Below are 18,038 nucleotides of genomic sequence, written 5' to 3'. Positions count from 1 at the left end.
GCCATCGCCACTCATCGCCTGACCGATCTGCCGGCGTGGAAAGCCCTCGCCGCCCACCACCGCAAGATCAAGGACATGCACCTGCGCGCGCTGTTCGCCGAGGACGCGACCCGCGGCGAGCGCTTCGCGGTGGAGGGCGCGGGGCTCTATCTCGACTACTCCAAGAACCGCGTCACAGACGAGACCCTGGGGCTCCTGCTGGAGCTGGCCGGGGCCACCGGGCTCCGAGCGCGCATCGACGCCATGTTCGGCGGCGAGCGCATCAACGTCACCGAGGGACGGCCGGTGCTGCACGTGGCGCTGCGGGCGCCGCGCGACCGCCGGATCCTGGTGGACGGCGAGGACGTGGTGCCCGAGGTGCACGCGGTGCTGGACCGGATGACGTCCTTCGCCGACCGGGTACGCTCGGGCGAGTGGAAAGGGCACACCGGGAAGCGCATCCGCAACGTGGTCAACATCGGCATCGGCGGCTCGGACCTGGGCCCGGTGATGGCCTACGAGGCCCTGCGGCACTACAGCGACCGCTCCCTCGACCTGGGCTTCGTCTCCAACGTGGACGCCACGGACTTCGTCGAGACCACCCATGGCCTGGACCCGGCCGAGACCCTGTTCATCGTCAGCTCCAAGACCTTCACCACCCTGGAGACCCTGAAGAACGCCCACACGGCGCGGGAATGGTGCCTGGCCGCCCTCAAGGACGACGCCGCCGTGGCGCGCCACTTCGTGGCCGTGTCCACCAACCACGACGAGGTGCGGCGCTTCGGCATCGACACCGACAACATGTTCGGCTTCTGGGACTGGGTCGGGGGCCGCTATTCCTACGACTCCGCCATCGGCCTGTCGCTGATGATCGCGGTCGGTCCGGACAACTTCCGAGCCATGCTCGGCGGCCTCCACGCCATGGACGGGCATTTCCGCACCGCCCCCTTCGAGGAGAACCTGCCGGTGCTGCTGGGCCTCCTGGGCATCTGGTACAACAACTTCTTCGGCGCCGAGACCCACTCCATCCTGCCCTACGACCAGTACCTCTGGCGCCTGAGCGCCTACTGCCAGCAACTCGACATGGAGAGCAACGGCAAGCATGTCACCCTGGACGGCGAGGCCGTGGACTACCAGACCGGCCCGATCATCTGGGGACAGCCCGGCACCAACGGACAGCACGCCTACTACCAGTTGATCCACCAGGGCACGAAGCTCATCCCCTGCGACTTCATCGGCTTCTGCCGGACCCTGAACCCGCTGGGGAACCACCACGACTTGCTGATGGCGAACCTGTTCGCCCAGACCGAGGCCCTGGCCTTCGGCAAGACCGGGGAGGAGGCGGCCGCCGAGGGCATGGAAGCCTTCCAGGTGCCGCACCGGACCTTCGAGGGCAACCGCCCCACCAACACCATCCTGGCGGAGCGGTTGACCCCGGAAACCCTGGGCAAGATCATCGGCCTCTACGAGCACAAGGTGTTCGTCCAGGGCTCCATCTGGGGCATCAACTCCTTCGACCAGTGGGGCGTGGAGCTGGGCAAGGCCCTGGCGCAACGCATCGTCCCTGAACTGGAAAGCGAAGCGGCGCCGGAGCTGGCCCACGACAGCTCAACAAACGCGTTGATACGGCGCTACCGGCGTTTGCGGGGGTGAGGGGGGCGCGAGGTAACGACCGCCCGGATGTCGGCATGAAAATCCCCCTGTCCGCGATCCACCACGATCGCCATGGATTCTTGGTCCTCGCAGGTCTTCATGCCCAGACCGCGGACTGTTTCCTGGACGATGTCGAGATCGACATGCGCGCGACGGATTGGCTCGACGCCGACATGTGCGCCGCCCTTGGCGCAATCTTGTACGGTCTGGAAGACAATCTGAACACAGTCCGCCTGACCCATATCCGCCCAGCCGTCGAAAGCATCCTGTCGAAAAACGGCTTCCTCAGTCACTACGGCCGCACCAAGGTTCCTGATCACTGGGGGACGACGATTTCCTACAAGCGATTCGACGCTGACGATGATCGCTACTTTGCTCGTTACATTGAGGACGAATTCATCCAGCGCTCGGAAATACCGGAGATGTCCACCGGCCTCCGAAAAAAGTTCTGCGAAAGCATCTTCGAGATCTTCAGCAACGCCGTCCTGCATTCCCGGACCAAACTGGGCATCTTCAGTTGCGGGCAATTTTTTCCAACCCGATCTAAACTCGACTTCTGTGTGGCCGATTTAGGAGTAGGGATACAGCGGAACGTACACCGCCATACCGGAGTTGACTTGGCTCCAGAGGAAGCCATCGAATGGGCCACCCAGGCAAACAACACGACCAAACGAGGAGATGTCCCTGGCGGATTGGGTTTGAAATTGCTGTGCGAGTTCATAGACTTGAACGGCGGCTCCCTCCAGATCGTGTCTGACGCCGGCTATTGGAGACGGAAGAACCGACGCAACAACAAGGCGCGACTGAGGAACGCATTCCCCGGCACCGTTGTGAGTGTGGAAATCGATACCGCGGATCGGAATTCTTACAGACTTTCCTCCGAACTTGAGACAGACGACATTTTTTAAGGTCCTCCGATGAACAAAAGTGTTGCGATATCCGTATTCGGTGTGGTCGGCAGCCCCTTGTGCGTCGCCTCGGGCGACGGACAGAAGGTCCATGACCGGCTAGCCGCCACGCTCAGGCAGAATCGCCGTGTCGTACTCTCGTTCCTCAATGTTTCGACGCTGACATCGGCCTTTCTCAACACGGCCATCGGCCAGTTGTATGGCGAGTTCAAAGAGAACCAGATTCGTGAATTGCTTAGCGTCGAAGACATGGAGGCTGAGGATCTTGCCCTTTTGAAGCGTGTTGTTGACACCGCGAAGCTGTACTTCAAAGACCCTGAGAGATTTAACCAAGCCGCTCGTGAAACCCTGGACAGCGAGGACGACAATGGCGGGTGAGGTCTTACACGTCAGGGACTACCGTTTTTCGTCTGCTGATGAATTGTTCCTCGACGCCAATGTTTGGCTGTACATCCATGGACCACAACGGCCCAGTCGTGGCCCCAGAACACACTACTACTCCAGCGCATTTCGGCGCATCCTGGAGGCAAAGTGCCGTATCTATATCGACGTGCTCGTCCTATCGGAGGTCATCAATCGTTGGGCCAGATTTCACTACCAGGAATCGGGGACCGGATTCAGCTTCAAGGCTTTCCGCAACAGTGACGCCTTCAAACCGATCGCTCTCCATATCGCCGCCGACACACGGCGCATATTGAGGCAATGTTCACCAGTGGAAAGTGGCTTCCCCACACTTGACCTGGACGCGGTAACTGCCGAGTATGGAGACGGTCGGGCGGATTTCAATGATCAAGTCATCCGCGAGACCTGCAAGAGGAACCTCCTGAAACTTGTGACGGACGACGCGGACTTCGCCGGAGAAGGAGTGACCATACTGACAGCCAACAACAGACTGTTGAACTGATCTTGCAAGGCGAAGCAATAGCACTCAAGCTGGCCGGATTCCCCTTGGTGCACGATGTTTCTGAGCGTCTTCGATCTCTTCAAGGTGGGCGTCGGTCCGTCGTCCTCCCACACGATGGGGCCGATGGCGGCGGCCGGCGCCTTTGTCGAGCTGGTTCGGGAACGCTGCCGGGGCCAGGTGCCGCCGGGCCGCTGGCTGCGCGTCCGCGCTTCGCTTCACGGCTCTCTCGCCTTTACCGGCAAGGGGCACGCGACGGACCGGGCGGTCATGCTCGGGCTCCTGGGCCATCGGGCCGCGGACCTGGACCTCGACCGGGCGGAGGCCGACCTCGACTCTTTGCGGCAAAACCGCCTCCTGCCTCCATCGGACGGCCTCTCTCTTGCGTTCGACCCGGACGACGATCTGGTTTTCGACCGGCGCGTGCGTCTGCCGGGTCATCCCAACGGGCTTCGTTTCGAGGCGGTGGATTCGGCCGGCGCGGTCCGGCTCGCCCAAGTGTACTATTCGATCGGCGGCGGCTTCATCGTCACCGAGGAAGAACTCGCCCAAGGCGCGCCCGCGGCCGGCGGCGAGGACGAGGACCGGTCCCACCCGTTCCCCTTCGACACTGCCGCAACCATGCTGCGGATGGCCGGCGAGAGCGGCAAGAGCATCGCGGAGATGGCACGCGCGAACGAGCGCGTCCAGCGGTCCGACGGTGAGTTGGACGCCGGGCTCCGGTCCATCTGGAACGCGATGAACGAATGCGTGGAGCGCGGCCTGGCCGCGCGCGGGGAACTGTCGGGTGGGTTGAAAGTGAAGCGGCGCGCGAGCGCGCTGTTCGAACAGTTGCACCGCGAACGGGATTCCAACCGGATGCAGCCGCACGTGGTCACGGACTGGCTCAACGTCTACGCCATGGCCGTGAACGAAGAGAACGCGGCTGGAGGCAAGGTGGTGACCGCGCCCACCAACGGCGCGGCCGGGGTCGTTCCGGCGGTGCTTCGATACTATCGGGACCACTGCATCGGCGCCGCCGAGGACCGCATCCCCGACTTCCTGCTCACCGCGTCCGCCATCGGCGGGCTCATCAAGCACAACGCGTCGATCTCCGGCGCCGACGCCGGCTGCCAGGCCGAGGTCGGCTCCGCCGCCGCCATGGCCGCCGCGGGCCTGTGCGCCGTTCTTGGCGGTACGCCGGCGCAGGTCGAAAACGCGGCCGAGATCGCCCTCGAACACCACCTCGGCATGACCTGCGACCCGGTGGCGGGCCTGGTCCAGATCCCCTGCATCGAGCGCAACGGCATCGGCGCAAACAAGGCGGTGGCGGCCGCCTCGCTGGCGCTGCGAGGAGACGGCAGCCACTTCATGCCCCTCGACAACTGCATCGCGGCCATGCGCGAAACCGGCCAGGAAATGAGCACGCGCTTCAAGGAGACCAGCCTCGGCGGCCTCGCCGTGAACCTGCCGCAGTGCTGACACCGGCGCCGGAAATGCAGTCCTTCATGGCCAGGGGCGTATCAACCACCACCGGCCAGCGCCTCGGCGCCGGCCTTTGCCACGACCTCGTCATCATCGGCGATGCCCGAAACGCCGACGCCGCCGACGCATTGGCCTTGGTAGATCAGCGGCACGCCGCCGGTCACCGCGATGGCGTTGGGGTAGGTGAGGAAGCCCGGGCGCTCCTTCACGCGGGCTTCGAGACTGGAGCTGGGGCGTTCGCGGAAGGCGGCGGTCCGGGCCTTGCCGGTGGCCATGTCGACGCTGTTGACGGGCTGGTCGTCGGGCCGCTCCAGGTACATGAGCACGCCGGAGCCGTCCACGACGGCGATGGTCGCGGCCCGCCCTGCCCTGCCGGCTTCGCGCCGGCATGCGGCAACGATCCGGTGCACGTCCTCGAGTGTCAGGCTGAACTTGCTGCGCATGGTCTTGTGTCTTCCTTTCCGTGAGGCTTCGCGGATGCGCGGGGGCGTTATGGCGCGGTTGGCAGTGTGGTGACCTGTGCGCGCAGTTTCGCCTTCTCGACCTTCCCGTTGGGCAGCTTGGGCAGTGAGTCGACGAAGCGTATCTCCCTGGGCCTCTTGTACGGCGCGATCTTCCGCCGGCAGTGGTCGATCAAGGTCTCTTCCGTGACGCCGGGAACCTCGCGCCGCACCACGAAGGCGAGCACCGATTCACCCCAGCGCGCGTCCGGGCGCCCGACGACCGCCGCCTCGACCACGCCGGGGTGGCTCACCAGCGCGTCCTCCACCTCTCGGGAGTAGATGTTCTCTCCCCCCGAGATGATCATGTCCTTGAGCCGGTCGATGACGAAGATGAACCCTTCCTCGTCCGCCATGCCGGCGTCGCCGGTATGGAGCCAGCCGTGGCGGATGGTCTCGGCCGTGGCCTCGGGGTTGCGCCAGTATCCGGTCATGAGCGAGGGGCTTTGGATGACGATCTCGCCGGGCTCGCCGATCGCGCAGGGGATGCCTTCCGGGTCCACCACCCGCACGTCGCAGCCAATCATGGGCTGGCCCGCGGAGCGCAGCCGGCGCACCACGGGCTCGGGGCCGTCCAGCAGGTGCTGATGGGCGTGCAGCACGCATCCTGGGCCGGCGGATTCGGTCATGCCGTAGAACTGCGCGAAGATCGGCCCGAACGCCTTCATGGCGCGGCGCAGCAGGGCTTCCGGCATGGGCGCCGCCGAATAGAAGAGCCTGGACAGCCTGGGCAGCGACCCGCGGCCGGCCGGCGTCGTCTCCAGCAGGTCGCCGAGCATGGTGGGCGCGAGCAGCGTCGCGGTCACGCCGTCGGCCCGGAGGGACTCGAAGAACGCCCGCGGGCGGTAGTTCCGGTGAAGGACGATGGCGCAGCCGTGCAAAGCGTACGACAGCGACGTGAGCCGCCCGCCGATGTGGTAGAGCGGCATCGTAAGCGCAACCCGGTCGTCGGGCCGGACCAACGACTCGAGGGCGGTGAGGCGTGCGGCTTCCATCATGCCGCGGTGGCTCAGCATGACGCCCTTGGGCTTCCCGGTGGTGCCGCTGGTGTAGATCAGGTAGGCGCAGTCGTCCGGTTCGGGCCCGGCACGCGGGGGCTCGGGTTCTTCCGCCGCCAGCGCCGCGTCGTAAGCCACGTCGGACGAGGCGTCGCCGATGACCAGGACATGATCGAGCCGGGCCGATGCAGCCGGGCTCAACCGGTCGAGGGACTCGGCACCCACGATCATCGCCTTGGGCTCGCTGTCGGCGAGGATGACGTCGATCTCGGGAGGTGCCAGCCGGTAGTTCACCGTCACGCTGGTCCAGCCGCCCAACTCGCCGGCGGCGTACGCTTCGAGAAACTCGGGGCAGTTCTGCGTCAGGATGGCGACCCGGTCGCCGCGCGCCACCCCGCGGCGCCGCAGCGCGGCGGCAAGCCGGAGGGCGCGCTCGGCGAAGACACGGTGCGTTATGGTCCGTCCCTCGAACAGGATAGCCGCCGCATCGGGTCTCAGCCGCGAGTTCCGCAGCGTCAGGGAACCGAGCATGGTTCGGATAGCGGCCGACTCCCGCGTTACCCCTCGAACGAACGGGATTTCAGCCAGCGCTTGCGGCTTTGGTGCAAGCCCAGGTCCGCGAAGACCGCGGCGATGCGGATGGGTGCGCCGATGCCTTCCGATACCGGAACGCCCAACTCCTTCATCAACCACTTGGGATCGATATGGACCGGACACTGAGTGATGCCGGTGGGAATGATCACGTCGGCGCCGTCCCGATCGATGAGCTTGCGGGCCGAGGCGACGAAGTTCTCGACCATGGCATCGTGGTTGGCCGCGATGTCCGGCAGGTCGAAACCCGATCCGGCCCAGCCGACGATCTTGTGCTCCATGCCGTAGCGCCGCGCGAGACCTTGCAGCACCGGGAAGTGAATCTCGTTGTAGGCGATGCAACCGAACCGGTCGCCCATCAGCGCGGCGACGTGAAGCGCGGTCTCGAAGGGCGCAAGAATGGGAATGTCGACCGCGGACCGTCCGCCGTCCACTCCCAGGTCGAGGAACCCCAGCGGCACCGCGGCGTCGTAGCCTTGCGCTTCGGCCTCCCGGAACGCCTGGATGAGCGCGGGCGACACCATCGTGATCTCGGCCTGCGTCATGCCGTGAAAGTAGGGGGTGACCGGCGCGGACACGATGCCGACCTCGACCTCCGCGGTGGCGTAGGACAGGGCGACCTTCTCGCGCCGGGTGCGCTCCTCCGAAGGGTAGTCGCCGACGACGAAGGCAACACGAGCCATGGCTGATTCTCCTTTCCGTCCTCCGAGCAGATGCGGGCGAGCCCAACCCCGTTCACCCTGAGCGTAGCGCCGCGTCAGCGGCGCGAAGTCGAAGGGCGCCAACACAATCGATTGGCGCCGTCCTTCTACGCCTCACCCCTGCCGGGCAAGCCACGCCCGCGCCTCGGCCAGCAGCGCCTCCAGCGTCCTCTCCACCGGATTCTGGTCCGCCAGCTTTCCCTCCGCTCCCGCGACCTCGTTGCCGAACTCCGCCCACAACTCCCTCAGCCGGTCGAAGTCGAACGTGGTCGGCCACAGCCGCCGGCCCAGCACGATGTCCATGATCTCGTCCTGGTCGACGTCGAGGTCGCGCCCGGTCTCCTCCCGCAGCGCCTGCTTGAGGTCGATCCGCGGCTCGCCCAGGTAGTCCGCCCGGGCCATGGCGCCCAGGAGCCGGTGGCCGGTACGGAACGGCACGCCGAAATCGTACACCAGCCGGTCGTGGGCTTCGCTGGAGCCCGCGTAGTCGGTGGTGGACTTGCGTCTGAGCTCCTCCAGGTCGAACCGGCCGTGCTCGATCACCTCGGCCATGTAGCGGGTGCGGGCGACGATATCCGCCGCGCCTTCGTACAGGCTCGCGGAATGGTAGATGGGCTCGGACCCTTCCGACGGTCCCCCGGCGGCGGCCGACATTTCGCCGGCGAGGCGGGTCGCGGCCATGATGGCGCCGCCGATGACCGCCTGGAAGCCGAACGGCACCTTGGCGTGGGGCAAGGCGCTGCTTCCGCCCGAGTGCGCGTCCGCGGGCACGAAGAAGCCGAACTCCGGCGTCATCCAGATGCGCATGTCCTGGGCCATGCGGGCGACGTCCACCGCCACCAGCGACAGGGCGAAGAACGGCTCGGTGAACTGGCCGTGCATCCAGATGCCGTCGCGCCGCAGCCAGGCGCGCCGCGAAAAGCCCAGCCGGCGGCTCACCCTGTCGTACAGCGCGTGCACTTCCTTGCGCGCGCCGATGACCGACGGCCCGTAGTCCAGGCGCTGTTCGGCCTGCTCCAGCCGTTCCAGGTGAGACAGGAACACCGGCACCCACGAGAGCAAGTACTCGCCGAGCGTCCCGAAGCCGGAATGCTGCAGATGGTGGTAGTTGGGCGCCACCGCCTCCAGGACGGGCTCGGCCTTCTCCACCAGCACCCGCAGCATTCCCGTCACCGCGCGGCGTTCCTCGTACAGCGTGTGCCGGAAATAGAGCCGCGGCAAGTACGCCCGCAGGCTCTCGCCGCGATTGCGCCCCAAGTGAAGCCAGGCCGCGTGCCGCGCCCCGACTCTCTCACGCATCCACGCCTCGCGCTGCGCCACGATATCGCCGGGCGGCGTGGTGGTGTCGACGGCGTCCAGGTCATCGATCAGCGCCAGCACCGCCTCCAGCAACTCTTTCGCCGACTCCACCGGCGTCAGGTTCATCTCCGCCGCCGTCAGCACGTAGGCGACGTCGCTGGCGAGCATGTAGCGCGCCGTATACCGGCTTGACCGCGCCTCGACCTCGTTGACCGCCCGAACGTAGCTCGGCGCCTTGGCGCCGGCCAGACGCGCGCCCTGTGGAGTCGTTGCCACGTGCACCTCCCTTTATCCGGGGCTTCACCCCGCCACTGCCTCGCGCTGCCGGCCGACTCTACGTGAATGGCGGAGCCAATATCAACAAGTCGAGCGGCCCGAAGGTGAGTTTGGCTTGGGAGGACGCAGAGTGAGGCTGCGGCAAGGAGAGGATGCCGCCTCCACGCAGACTTCTTGCAGTCGTCCGCCGGTCGCGCAACACCGTCGCAACTCATGTCGCTGTTTCCAGTTCCGTATGACGGACCAGGACCTCGAAGTCGGCATCTCCGTGGAGAACAGGTATACGGGCGTGGATGGCGACGGCGGCGATGAGGCAGTCGATCAACTTGCGAACGGTCTCGCCTTCCCTGCGACATGCACGGTACAACGCCGCGGCGTCGTCGTAGCGGGCAGGCTCCGTCGGCAACACCGTCGCAAGCGCGAGCAATCGCCGGAGTGCCTGGAGGTGCCGCTCGTCGCGGGCGCCGGCGAGCACCTCCATCCGAATCGCGTCGCAGACGGCAATCTCTTCTTCGAGCAGGGCATCGACACGGTCGCAGATCGGGGAGCCCGTGTTGCGAAGGAACTCGATCCAGGCGGACGTGTCGATCAGGATCACGAGGGGCGGGTCCGCATCTCGTCCAGGTCACCTTCCCATCCCGCCCCCCGAAGGCGCCGGGCTTCCTCGACACTGAAGGGCTCGGCCGCGAGGGCTCGAAGGGCGAAGTTGACCGCTTCGCGCTTGCTGGGTAGACGGTAGCGGCGCATCACTTCCGCGCATGCTTCATCATCAATGTCAATGTTGGTACGTGCCATACACCTGCAATACACCAAATGCCGGCCGTCGGCAAGGAAGCTCCCAGGGAGGTGTGTTACTTTGACGGCGAGGCAAGTGCATCTTGACCCCCTTCCCGGTTAATGTTGAGTTACGCGTGATCGTCCGTGAACCCTTCGTTGTCCGGGCATCAGAAATCCGTCCCATGTCTATTGATAAACCGACACGCGAACAACTGCGGGCCGTCGCGGACGGCCTCGGCGTCGACCTTTCCGACGACGAACTGACCGGGTACCTGGAGCAGATGGAGGGATTCGCCCGCGCCTATGCGCTGGTGGGCGAGGCGCCCGACCCGGCGGTGGGGCAACGGCGCGCGCCCGCGCGCCGGCCGAGACCGGCGGAGAACCGCTACAACGCATGGTACGTCAAGACGTCCATCCGGGAGGAATACCGCGGACGGCTCGCGGGCAAGACCCTGGCGGTGAAGGACTCCATCAGCGTGGCCGGCGTGCCGATGATGAACGGTGCTTCGTTCCTGGAGGGCCACGTGCCCGACGTCGACGCCACCGTGGTCACCCGCGCGCTCCACGCCGGCGCGGAGATCGTCGGCAAGACCAACTGCGAGTATCTGTCTCTCTCGGGCGGAAGCCACACCTGCGCCAACGGGCCGGTCGTCAATCCGTACAAGGAGGGCTATTCGGCGGGCGGCTCGTCGTCCGGGAGCGCGGTGGCCGTGGCCGTGGGGGACGCGGGCATGGCCCTGGGCTGCGATCAGGCCGGTTCCATCCGGGTGCCCGCGGCGTGGTGCGGCATCGTGGGCATGAAGCCCACCCACGGCCTCGTCCCGTACACCGGGATCCTGGGAGTGGACCCCGTGGTGGACCACTGCGGCCCCATGACGCGCGACGTGGACAACAACGCCTTGCTGCTGGAAGTGCTCGCCGGACGCGACGGCATGGATCCACGCCAGCCCAGCACTTGGCAGCCGGTGAAATACACGGCAGCGCGCCGCGCCGGCGCCAAGGGCTTGCGCGTGGCCGTGGTCAAGGAAGGCTTCGGCCGGCACAATGCCGAGGCTGAAGTCGAAGAACACGTGCGGTCCGCGGCCGACACCCTGGTCCGAGCCGGGTTGGCGGTGGAGGAGGCGTCCGTCCCCGTACACAAGCGGGCCTGGCTGCTCGCCCAGCCCATCTACGTCGAAGGCCTCGCCCACTCCATGGGGCGATCGGGGGTCATGCCCGACGCCGAAGGCCTCGGCCCGGGCCTGGCCGAGAAGTTCGCCACCTGGAGCGACCGCTGGCGGGAGTTGCCGGAGAACGTGTTGGCGCTGATCCTGTTCGGCGCCTTCGTGCGCGCCCGTGCCCCCGGACACCACTACGTCAAGGCGCAGCGCCTGCGCCGGACCATCCGCCGCGCCTACGACGAGGCCCTCTCCGGCTACGACCTGCTGCTCATGCCCACCACCCCCATGGCGGCCACGCCCTTGCCCGACACCGACGCCGGCCCGGCCGAGCGCGCCCGGCGGGCGGGCGAGATGCTCGCCAACACCGGCCCCTTCAACCTCACCGGACATCCCGCCATGACGATTCCCTGTGGCACGACGGCCGACGGACTGCCCGTGGGGATGATGCTGGCGGGCAGGCACTTCGACGAGTTCACGCTCTATCGAGCGGCGTACGCGTTTGAACGGACGAGCCGGCAACTCTCACCAGCGTGCCCTTGAGGAGATTATTGACCGATCATTTGTCCACTGATAGTGTGCTTGGCCACAAGCACGCATATGAAATGCGAGGGCATTTCGGTGCAATCGAATCATCTGACCCGTTCCATGCGACTTGGCCGACTGTTCGCGCTGAGCACCGCACTCGTTCTGGCGGCATCCACGGAAGCTTTCGCGCAGAAGTGGCAGGGAATCACCGAAGCGGAGAACAAGATCGTATTCTCCGGAAGCGACTTGGACGACTACCTGGCGCTTCACTACTACCAGCCCTTCGACGCAAGCAACTCCCAGGAGAGCTACCGGGCTCGATGGACGGTCGGTCCCGGTCGTCGAACCGTCTTTCGGATTGATCTGAGGATACTCCCTCCCGATCACCACTTCCCCACCGACCGGGAAGTTCCTTTGGTTGATCGGTTCACAAAGGTTTTCGCGAGGTTCAAGAACGTGCCGATGTCGACCGTTGAGACCGGCACCGCCGGAACCGCGGTGGGGCCGGCCGAGTTTCTGATTCTCGAGGGCGGCGAGCGCCGATGCGGCGTGTTTCACCTCTATCTCGATGACGGCACCATCCGCCGGGCGGACACGCTCGGCAACGGTGATCTGATGGGTTTCTACTGCCCGCTTTCCGCTCGAGTTGATGCCCGAACCCTGGAGTCCCTTCTCTCCAAGGTGGGCGTGCGCGGCATCGCCGTTCCGAAGGTGGAAGAGCCACGCGCCGGCGGTCCGCCGGTATCGCGGAGCCCCACGACGCACCCTCTCACGATCCTCGTGGCCACCGGTGACATCAAGGGGTTGCGCAGGGCCGCGGTCAAGGACTTCGACCCGGACACGATCGTTCCCTTTCAGCATCCGCGTTTCGCGGGCGGCCGCGTCATAAGGAGACCGATCCTCATGGCGGCGGCTCTCTTCGGCCGGACCGAGATGGTGGTGTTCCTGCTGAAGAAGGGCGCCACCACGCGGGGGCGATCGTCCGGAGCGATCTGTGCGGCCATTGCCATGAAGCATCCCCAAATAGTTGACGTGCTGCTCAAAAAGGACCCGGAACTGAAACACTACGATCACTGTGGCCGGCGGGGCGGTCTCTCCGCGATCGATTTGGCGAAGCGACTCAAAGCTGACGACATTGTCGAGAAGCTGCTCGAAGACCCTTCCCGGTGACGTGGCCGCCCAAGCGTCACGGGGCCCGTACCCCCACGCGGGCGGGCCTGTTCCCGGACGGCGGACAGGTCGCGCTCTGGCCTTGATCGCTCTCGTGGCGGCCATGGTGGCGGCATCCTGCCGTCATGCCACGGCTACCCTTCAGCTTCATGCGCCGCCCCGGACGGAGCGGCATATCCTGTCCTACGACGGCGCCAGGATGATCGTCCAGGAGGAGCATGAAGGGGAGACACTGTTCGACGTGGTGGAAACCTCTTCAGGTCGATCTCTCGGACTCCTGAAGCACTCCTTCGTTCGTGCCGTTTGGGGCGAGAACAGCAACGTCGCTTACGCGGTCGCCAAGGACAAGCAGGTCTACCGGTTGTCACTGGACGCCGAGACCGTACGAATGGACAAGGTGGCCCTTACCGGACCGGAAGCTATCCCGGCGCACCAGGCTCCCAGGGTCCTCGTCTTTCCGTCACGGACCGTTCCCTTTCTCCTCGCCCGAGGTTCACGACGGCACCGGCCGGTCTATCGTTGCGATTTGAGTCCCGCCTCGACCGAACATCGAACGGAGACCCGGTGCCGTGTGTTGATCGAAGATGGGCGGAGCGTGGTGCGCTGGCTCACGACGGCCAAGGGCCGACTCGTCGCCAGGATCAAGTTGTCGATCACCGGACAACGTGTATTCCAATCCCTGACGCCGACGGGAGAGTGGGACTACCGGTTCCACTTTGCCCCGCACTACACAGAGCTGAAGCCTATCCGGTTCGTGCAGCGGGACGGCACGGTATGGGCACTATCCAACCGGCAGCGCGAGCGGGTAGCGCTGGTCCGGCTGAATGTCGAGACGGGCGAGGAGGAGGTCTTCTTCGAGCACGAGCACCATGATCTGACCAAGGCCGTCATACTATTCGACGAGGACGGGGAAGGCACGCCCTTGCTGGCCAGCTATGACCCGGACTACCAGGTCGTCGTGCATTTCCATGACGGACTTGCGGCTGCGTACGAGGCGCTGTACGAAAAGGTCGGCCGACCGTCGCGTATCGATCTGGTGAGCCTGGACCGGATGGGGAAATCCGCCGTCGTCCTGGTGGAGAACCCTCGGCTGTATCGTAGCTGGTATCTTCTGGATCTCGAAAAGAAAACGTCCCGTGAACTGTCGGCCAGTTCTCTGGCGTCGTATGCGCCGTCTCCCTCTCGACCCGTGACGTTCCCGGCACGCGACGGACTTGAGCTTTACGGCTATCTCACCTTGCCTCCGGACCCCGATGCCGCCCGTCCCCCGCCGATGATACTCATGCTTCACGGCGGGCCATGGTCCAGGTACTTCTGGCCGGACGGCGCGTTGGTTCAGTTTCTCGCCGGCGAGGGATACGCGGTGCTCAGGCTGAACTACCGCGGATCCACCGGCTACGATCGAAGCTTTCTCGCCGCCGGGAAAGGGACTCTGTTCGGGAGCATGCAGCACGATGTCCTGGATGCCGCCGAATGGGCCGTCGCGAACGAGCACGCCGCGCGCGATGGGATCGCGCTGTTGGGGGGCAGTTTCGGCGGATTCCTGACGCTCGTGATGCTGGCGCATCACCCCGACCGATTCAAGGCGGGGATCGCCATCAATGCCGTCACGGATGCGGTCGAATTCTGGAGAACCGACTGGCGGCGTCCCAACAACCGTGTAGCCTGGCAAGAATTCTTCGATAGCGATTTGCTTCCTGAGGTGGCCTTGGCCGAGGTGTCGCCGGTCAACAACTTCGACCGTATCGTCGCTCCGGTCCAGTTGATCGCGGGATCTCGTGACCGCCGCGTCCCACCCTCCCACTCCCAGGAGATGTTCCATCTGTTGAAGGAGAGCGGCAAGACGGTGCAACTTGTCGAGTTCGAGTCCGCGCGCCACAGGATCTGGAGTGCGGGCAGGAAATCACATATCGTTGCGTCGTTAGCGGCGTTTCTGGAGGAGCATCTGCACCCATGAACTACACCAGACTCGGCAACACCGAACTTGAGGTGAGCGTCGTCGGACTCGGCTGCGGCGGTCCCAGCCGGCTCGGCCAGCGTGGCGGGAAGAGTACGGACCACTCCGTCCGCCTGGTGCGGCAGGCGCTGGACCTGGGCGTGAACTTCCTGGACACCGCGGAGAACTACGGCACGGAAGAGATCGTCCGCGCGGCCATCCGCGACGTGCCGCGGGACCGCATCGTGATATCCACCAAGAAGATCATGCCCGAGCCGGACCATCCCGATCCGGCGGGGTTCATGCGCGCGGGAGTGGAGGCGAGCCTCGAGCGGCTGGGCACGGACTACGTGGACGTCTTTCATCTCCACGGCGTGAGCGAGGCGCGCTACGACTTCGCGGCGAACGTGATGGCGCCGGTCCTGACGAAGCTGCGCGAGGAAGGGAAGATTCGCGCGGTGGGCATCACCGAGGAATTCCCGGCGAACCCGCGGCACGAGATGCTCCGGCGCGGGCTGCGGGATCCGTGGTGGGACGTGGTCATGGTGGGATTCAACCTGCTGAACCCGTCGGCACGGCGCAGCGTATTCCCGCTCACGCGGGAAAAGGGCGTGGGGACGCTGGTGATGTTCGCGGTGCGGCGGGCGCTGAGCCAGCCGGTGCGGCTTGCACGGCTGCTGGTGGAAATGGAGCAGAACGGCCTCGTGGCACCGGGCGCGGACCTGGGATTCCTCACGGACGACGGTTGCGCCGGGAGTCTGACCGAGGCGGCCTACCGCTTCTGCGTGCACGAGCCGGGCGCGGACGTGGTGCTGACGGGCACCGGGGACGAAGGGCACCTGGCGGCCAACATCGAGGCGGCGCTCAAGCCGCCGTTGCCGGCCGGGGCGCTGGAGCGGCTGGAGGCGCTGTTCGGGGATGTGGACTCGGTGACGGGGAACTGACCTCAATCACCCGAACCGGCCGGTGATGTAGTCCTCGGTGAGTGGGTGGATGGGGTTGGTGAATATCTGGTCGGTCGGCCCCACCTCCAGCAAGTCTCCCAGGTGAAAATAGGCGGTGCGCTGCGACACACGGGCGGCCTGCTGCATGGAATGGGTGACGATGGCGATGGTGTAGTCCGCGCCGAGCTCGTTGATGAGGTCCTCAACGCGCGCGGTGGCGATGGGGTCGAGGGCGGAGCAGGGCTCGTCCATGAGGATGACCTCGGGACTCACGGCGATGGTGCGGGCGATGCACAGGCGCTGCTGCTGGCCGCCGGACAAGCCGGTGCCGGGCTGGTCGAGGCGGTCGTTCACCTCTTCCCACAGGCCGGCGCGCTTGAGGCTGTGCTCCACGATGCCCTCGAGCTCGGACTTGGATTCCGCCAGGCCGTGGATGCGCACGCCGTAGGCGATGTTGTCGAAGATGGACTTGGGAAAGGGGTTGGGCTTCTGGAACACCATGCCCACCTGGGCTCGCAACGGTACCACGTCCATGTCCTTGGAGTAGATATCGTTGCCATCGAGCTTGATCTCACCCGTCATGCGACAGCCGTCGATGGTGTCGTTCATGCGGTTGAGCGCGCGCAGGAACGTGGACTTGCCGCACCCGGACGGGCCGATCATGGCCAGCACCTGCTCCCGCCCTATGTCCAGGCTCACGTTCTTGATGGCATGGTTGTCGCCGTAATAGACGTCGACGTTGCGGCAGGTCATGCGCGCATCGTCGACGAACGGCGTGCCCACGGTTTCGCGGCTTTCACGTCGCTCGTCGACAAGGTCGGCCTCGGCTCCACGGAATTCCAGCGTTCCTGCTTCCATGACGGCTACACTTGGTTGGTCGGCCATAACGGCGCCTCCTGAGCTGTTACCGTGCCGCCTCCGATCCCCGACAAGGGCTCGCCGGCCGACACCTTCGTTCTTGCCGGTTTACCAGCGTCTTTCAAAGCGTCGCCGCAGCACGATGGCCAAGGCGTTCATGGCAACGAGAAACGCCAGCAGGACCATGATGGCGGCGGACGCCCTTTCGACGAAGGCACGCTCCGGGCTGTCCAGCCAGAGAAAAATCTGCACGGGCAGCGCCGTCGCTGCATCCGTTACGCCCTGCGGAATGTCCACCACGAACGCGACCATTCCGATCATGAGCAGCGGCGCGGTCTCTCCAAGGGCCCGGGCCATGCCGATGATGGTCCCGGTCAACATGCCGGGCATGGCCAGCGGCAACACGTGGTGCACGATCATCTGCAACTTGGATGCCCCCACCCCCAAGGCCGCCTCCCGAATCGACGGCGGCACGGACGTGAGCGCCGCGCGGCCCGCGATGATGATGGTCGGAAGCGTCATGAGGGTGAGCACCAGCCCTCCCACCAGAGGTGCCGAGCGCGGCAGACCGAACAGGTTGATGAACACCGCCAGCCCGAGAAGGCCGAAGACGATGGACGGTACCGCCGCCAGGTTGTTGATGTTCACCTCGATCAGCGCGGTCACGCGATTCCGGGGAGCGTACTCCTCCAGGTAGACGGCGGTGGCCACGCCCAGCGGGAACGACAGCGCCAAGGTCACGATCAGGGTGAAGAACGACCCCATGGCCGCGCCCCAGATGCCGGCGAGTTCCGGCTCGCGCGAATCGCCGGCGGTGAAGAACGTCTTGTTGAAGCGCGACTCCACCCGCCCTTGGGCCACCAATTCGTCGAACCAGCCGATCTGCATGTCGGACAGCCGCCGGTCCCCTTCCGGGAGGTTCCGGTCGACGTTCCCTTTGTGCAGCATGTCGTAGTCGTCGTCGGCGGGCACCCATATCTCGGCCCTGGCGCCTACCAGCGACGGATCCTCCAGGACCATGCGGCGAAGCTCGAAGACGGTTCCCCGGCTGACCAGCATGGCCACGTCCCGCCGGTGCCGCCTCCCCTTCACCTCGGGAAAGAGCGAACGCACCGACGCCTTGACCAGGGCGCCGTAGTCGGCGGACCCGAGGGTGTCGGGATCCCCGGTGCCCTGGGGATCGATCACCTGCGCGTCGAAGTGGACCGGGAGCTTCACGTAGGTCTGCCGGAAGGCGGAGTAACCGGTGGCGATGATGTTGACGAACATCAACACCAGGAACACGAGCCCCACGACAACCGCCGCGCGCCCGAAGTTCCTGAAGCGCCGTTCGGCGCGGTTCCGGCGGGCCAGGGTGGCGCGCACAATGTCGATGGTGCTGTTTGTGGGTGCGGCCAT

At 65.7% G+C, this 18,038-nt stretch carries 17 protein-coding genes; 9 read left to right on the top strand and 8 right to left on the bottom strand.

The window, feature by feature from the left end; translation table 11 throughout:
- Positions 1 to 3: 3 nt before the first annotated feature.
- The 5 genes from pgi to OXU42_08070 are packed head-to-tail and all read left to right on the top strand — an operon-like array spanning position 4 to position 4,902.
- Entirely contained in the window at positions 4 to 1,632 is a 1,629-nt protein-coding gene (gene pgi, locus OXU42_08090; GenBank protein MDE0029342.1) for a glucose-6-phosphate isomerase, read from the top strand.
- A gap of 35 nt (positions 1,633 to 1,667) precedes the next feature.
- The gene (locus tag OXU42_08085) at positions 1,668 to 2,540 is read left to right on the top strand and encodes an ATP-binding protein (GenBank protein ID MDE0029341.1); all 873 of its coding nucleotides are present in this window, start codon (positions 1,668 to 1,670) and stop codon (positions 2,538 to 2,540) included.
- Positions 2,541 to 2,549: 9 nt separating this feature from the next.
- Complete coding sequence (locus OXU42_08080; GenBank protein ID MDE0029340.1) at positions 2,550 to 2,918, top strand: STAS-like domain-containing protein; 369 nt, start codon at positions 2,550 to 2,552, stop codon at positions 2,916 to 2,918.
- Positions 2,908 to 3,444: a PIN domain-containing protein gene (locus OXU42_08075; GenBank protein ID MDE0029339.1), complete on the top strand. Its 537-nt coding sequence runs from the start codon at positions 2,908 to 2,910 to the stop codon at positions 3,442 to 3,444. The genes OXU42_08080 and OXU42_08075 overlap by 11 nt, the downstream gene beginning before the upstream one ends.
- A 54-nt stretch (positions 3,445 to 3,498) precedes the next feature.
- On the top strand, positions 3,499 to 4,902 hold the full coding sequence (locus OXU42_08070) for an L-serine ammonia-lyase (protein ID MDE0029338.1): 1,404 nt from the start codon (positions 3,499 to 3,501) through the stop codon (positions 4,900 to 4,902).
- Between the two features lie 41 nt (positions 4,903 to 4,943).
- On the opposite strand, the gene OXU42_08065 is transcribed toward OXU42_08070, so the two are convergent.
- The 6 genes from OXU42_08065 to OXU42_08040 form a co-directional block, all read right to left on the bottom strand.
- Complete coding sequence (locus tag OXU42_08065) at positions 4,944 to 5,348, bottom strand: heme-binding protein (protein MDE0029337.1); 405 nt, start codon at positions 5,346 to 5,348, stop codon at positions 4,944 to 4,946.
- A gap of 47 nt (positions 5,349 to 5,395) precedes the next feature.
- Positions 5,396 to 6,934 carry a long-chain-fatty-acid--CoA ligase gene (locus OXU42_08060; protein ID MDE0029336.1) on the bottom strand — a complete coding sequence of 513 codons (1,539 nt, stop codon included), beginning with the start codon at positions 6,932 to 6,934 and terminating at the stop codon, positions 5,396 to 5,398.
- A gap of 26 nt (positions 6,935 to 6,960) precedes the next feature.
- The gene (locus OXU42_08055; protein MDE0029335.1) at positions 6,961 to 7,677 is read right to left on the bottom strand and encodes an aspartate/glutamate racemase family protein; all 717 of its coding nucleotides are present in this window, start codon (positions 7,675 to 7,677) and stop codon (positions 6,961 to 6,963) included.
- Positions 7,678 to 7,809: 132 nt separating this feature from the next.
- A complete protein-coding gene (locus OXU42_08050; GenBank protein ID MDE0029334.1) occupies positions 7,810 to 9,270 on the bottom strand; it encodes a lyase family protein in 1,461 nt (486 codons plus the stop codon).
- Between the two features lie 211 nt (positions 9,271 to 9,481).
- The gene (locus tag OXU42_08045; GenBank protein ID MDE0029333.1) at positions 9,482 to 9,868 is read right to left on the bottom strand and encodes a PIN domain nuclease; all 387 of its coding nucleotides are present in this window, start codon (positions 9,866 to 9,868) and stop codon (positions 9,482 to 9,484) included.
- Positions 9,865 to 10,065, bottom strand: a complete 201-nt coding sequence (locus tag OXU42_08040) for a type II toxin-antitoxin system VapB family antitoxin (protein ID MDE0029332.1) — start codon at positions 10,063 to 10,065, stop codon at positions 9,865 to 9,867. Before OXU42_08040 ends, OXU42_08045 begins: the two co-directional genes overlap by 4 nt.
- A 164-nt stretch (positions 10,066 to 10,229) precedes the next feature.
- Between OXU42_08040 and OXU42_08035 the strand changes: the two genes are divergently transcribed.
- From OXU42_08035 to OXU42_08020, 4 genes are all read left to right on the top strand, one after another.
- Positions 10,230 to 11,747, top strand: coding sequence for an amidase (locus tag OXU42_08035; GenBank protein MDE0029331.1), 1,518 nt, complete (start codon positions 10,230 to 10,232; stop codon positions 11,745 to 11,747).
- 57 nt (positions 11,748 to 11,804) lie between these two features.
- Complete coding sequence (locus tag OXU42_08030) at positions 11,805 to 12,902, top strand: ankyrin repeat domain-containing protein (protein MDE0029330.1); 1,098 nt, start codon at positions 11,805 to 11,807, stop codon at positions 12,900 to 12,902.
- 82 nt (positions 12,903 to 12,984) lie between these two features.
- Complete coding sequence (locus OXU42_08025; protein MDE0029329.1) at positions 12,985 to 14,859, top strand: alpha/beta fold hydrolase; 1,875 nt, start codon at positions 12,985 to 12,987, stop codon at positions 14,857 to 14,859.
- Positions 14,856 to 15,782, top strand: a complete 927-nt coding sequence (locus tag OXU42_08020; protein MDE0029328.1) for an aldo/keto reductase — start codon at positions 14,856 to 14,858, stop codon at positions 15,780 to 15,782. The genes OXU42_08025 and OXU42_08020 overlap by 4 nt, the downstream gene beginning before the upstream one ends.
- 6 nt (positions 15,783 to 15,788) lie before the next feature.
- Here OXU42_08020 and pstB read toward each other — a convergent pair whose 3' ends face one another.
- Both pstB and pstA read right to left on the bottom strand, forming a co-directional pair.
- Complete coding sequence (gene pstB / locus OXU42_08015; GenBank protein ID MDE0029327.1) at positions 15,789 to 16,640, bottom strand: phosphate ABC transporter ATP-binding protein PstB; 852 nt, start codon at positions 16,638 to 16,640, stop codon at positions 15,789 to 15,791.
- Positions 16,641 to 16,748: 108 nt separating this feature from the next.
- A complete protein-coding gene (gene pstA / locus OXU42_08010; GenBank protein MDE0029326.1) occupies positions 16,749 to 18,038 on the bottom strand; it encodes a phosphate ABC transporter permease PstA in 1,290 nt (429 codons plus the stop codon).

It is taken from the genome of Deltaproteobacteria bacterium, assembly GCA_028818775.1.
Taxonomy (GTDB): Bacteria; Desulfobacterota; Binatia; order UBA9968; family JAJDTQ01; genus JAJDTQ01.
This window is presented reverse-complemented; position numbering and strand designations above follow the sequence as displayed.

What these genes read in the sequence shown, in the direction of transcription:
- OXU42_08075 (MDE0029339.1), top strand. Translation starts at nt 2,908, where the DNA reads ATGGCGGGTGAGGTCTTACACGTCAGGGACTACCGTTTTTCGTCTGCT.
- OXU42_08055 (MDE0029335.1), bottom strand. Translation starts at nt 7,677, where the DNA reads ATGGCTCGTGTTGCCTTCGTCGTCGGCGACTACCCTTCGGAGGAGCGC.
- pstA (MDE0029326.1), bottom strand. Translation starts at nt 18,038, where the DNA reads ATGGCCGCACCCACAAACAGCACCATCGACATTGTGCGCGCCACCCTG.
- OXU42_08085 (MDE0029341.1), top strand. Translation starts at nt 1,668, where the DNA reads ATGAAAATCCCCCTGTCCGCGATCCACCACGATCGCCATGGATTCTTG.
- pstB (MDE0029327.1), bottom strand. Translation starts at nt 16,640, where the DNA reads ATGGAAGCAGGAACGCTGGAATTCCGTGGAGCCGAGGCCGACCTTGTC.
- OXU42_08030 (MDE0029330.1), top strand. Translation starts at nt 11,805, where the DNA reads ATGAAATGCGAGGGCATTTCGGTGCAATCGAATCATCTGACCCGTTCC.
- OXU42_08080 (MDE0029340.1), top strand. Translation starts at nt 2,550, where the DNA reads ATGAACAAAAGTGTTGCGATATCCGTATTCGGTGTGGTCGGCAGCCCC.
- OXU42_08040 (MDE0029332.1), bottom strand. Translation starts at nt 10,065, where the DNA reads ATGGCACGTACCAACATTGACATTGATGATGAAGCATGCGCGGAAGTG.
- OXU42_08070 (MDE0029338.1), top strand. Translation starts at nt 3,499, where the DNA reads ATGTTTCTGAGCGTCTTCGATCTCTTCAAGGTGGGCGTCGGTCCGTCG.
- OXU42_08060 (MDE0029336.1), bottom strand. Translation starts at nt 6,934, where the DNA reads ATGCTCGGTTCCCTGACGCTGCGGAACTCGCGGCTGAGACCCGATGCG.
- OXU42_08020 (MDE0029328.1), top strand. Translation starts at nt 14,856, where the DNA reads ATGAACTACACCAGACTCGGCAACACCGAACTTGAGGTGAGCGTCGTC.
- OXU42_08065 (MDE0029337.1), bottom strand. Translation starts at nt 5,348, where the DNA reads ATGCGCAGCAAGTTCAGCCTGACACTCGAGGACGTGCACCGGATCGTT.
- OXU42_08035 (MDE0029331.1), top strand. Translation starts at nt 10,230, where the DNA reads ATGTCTATTGATAAACCGACACGCGAACAACTGCGGGCCGTCGCGGAC.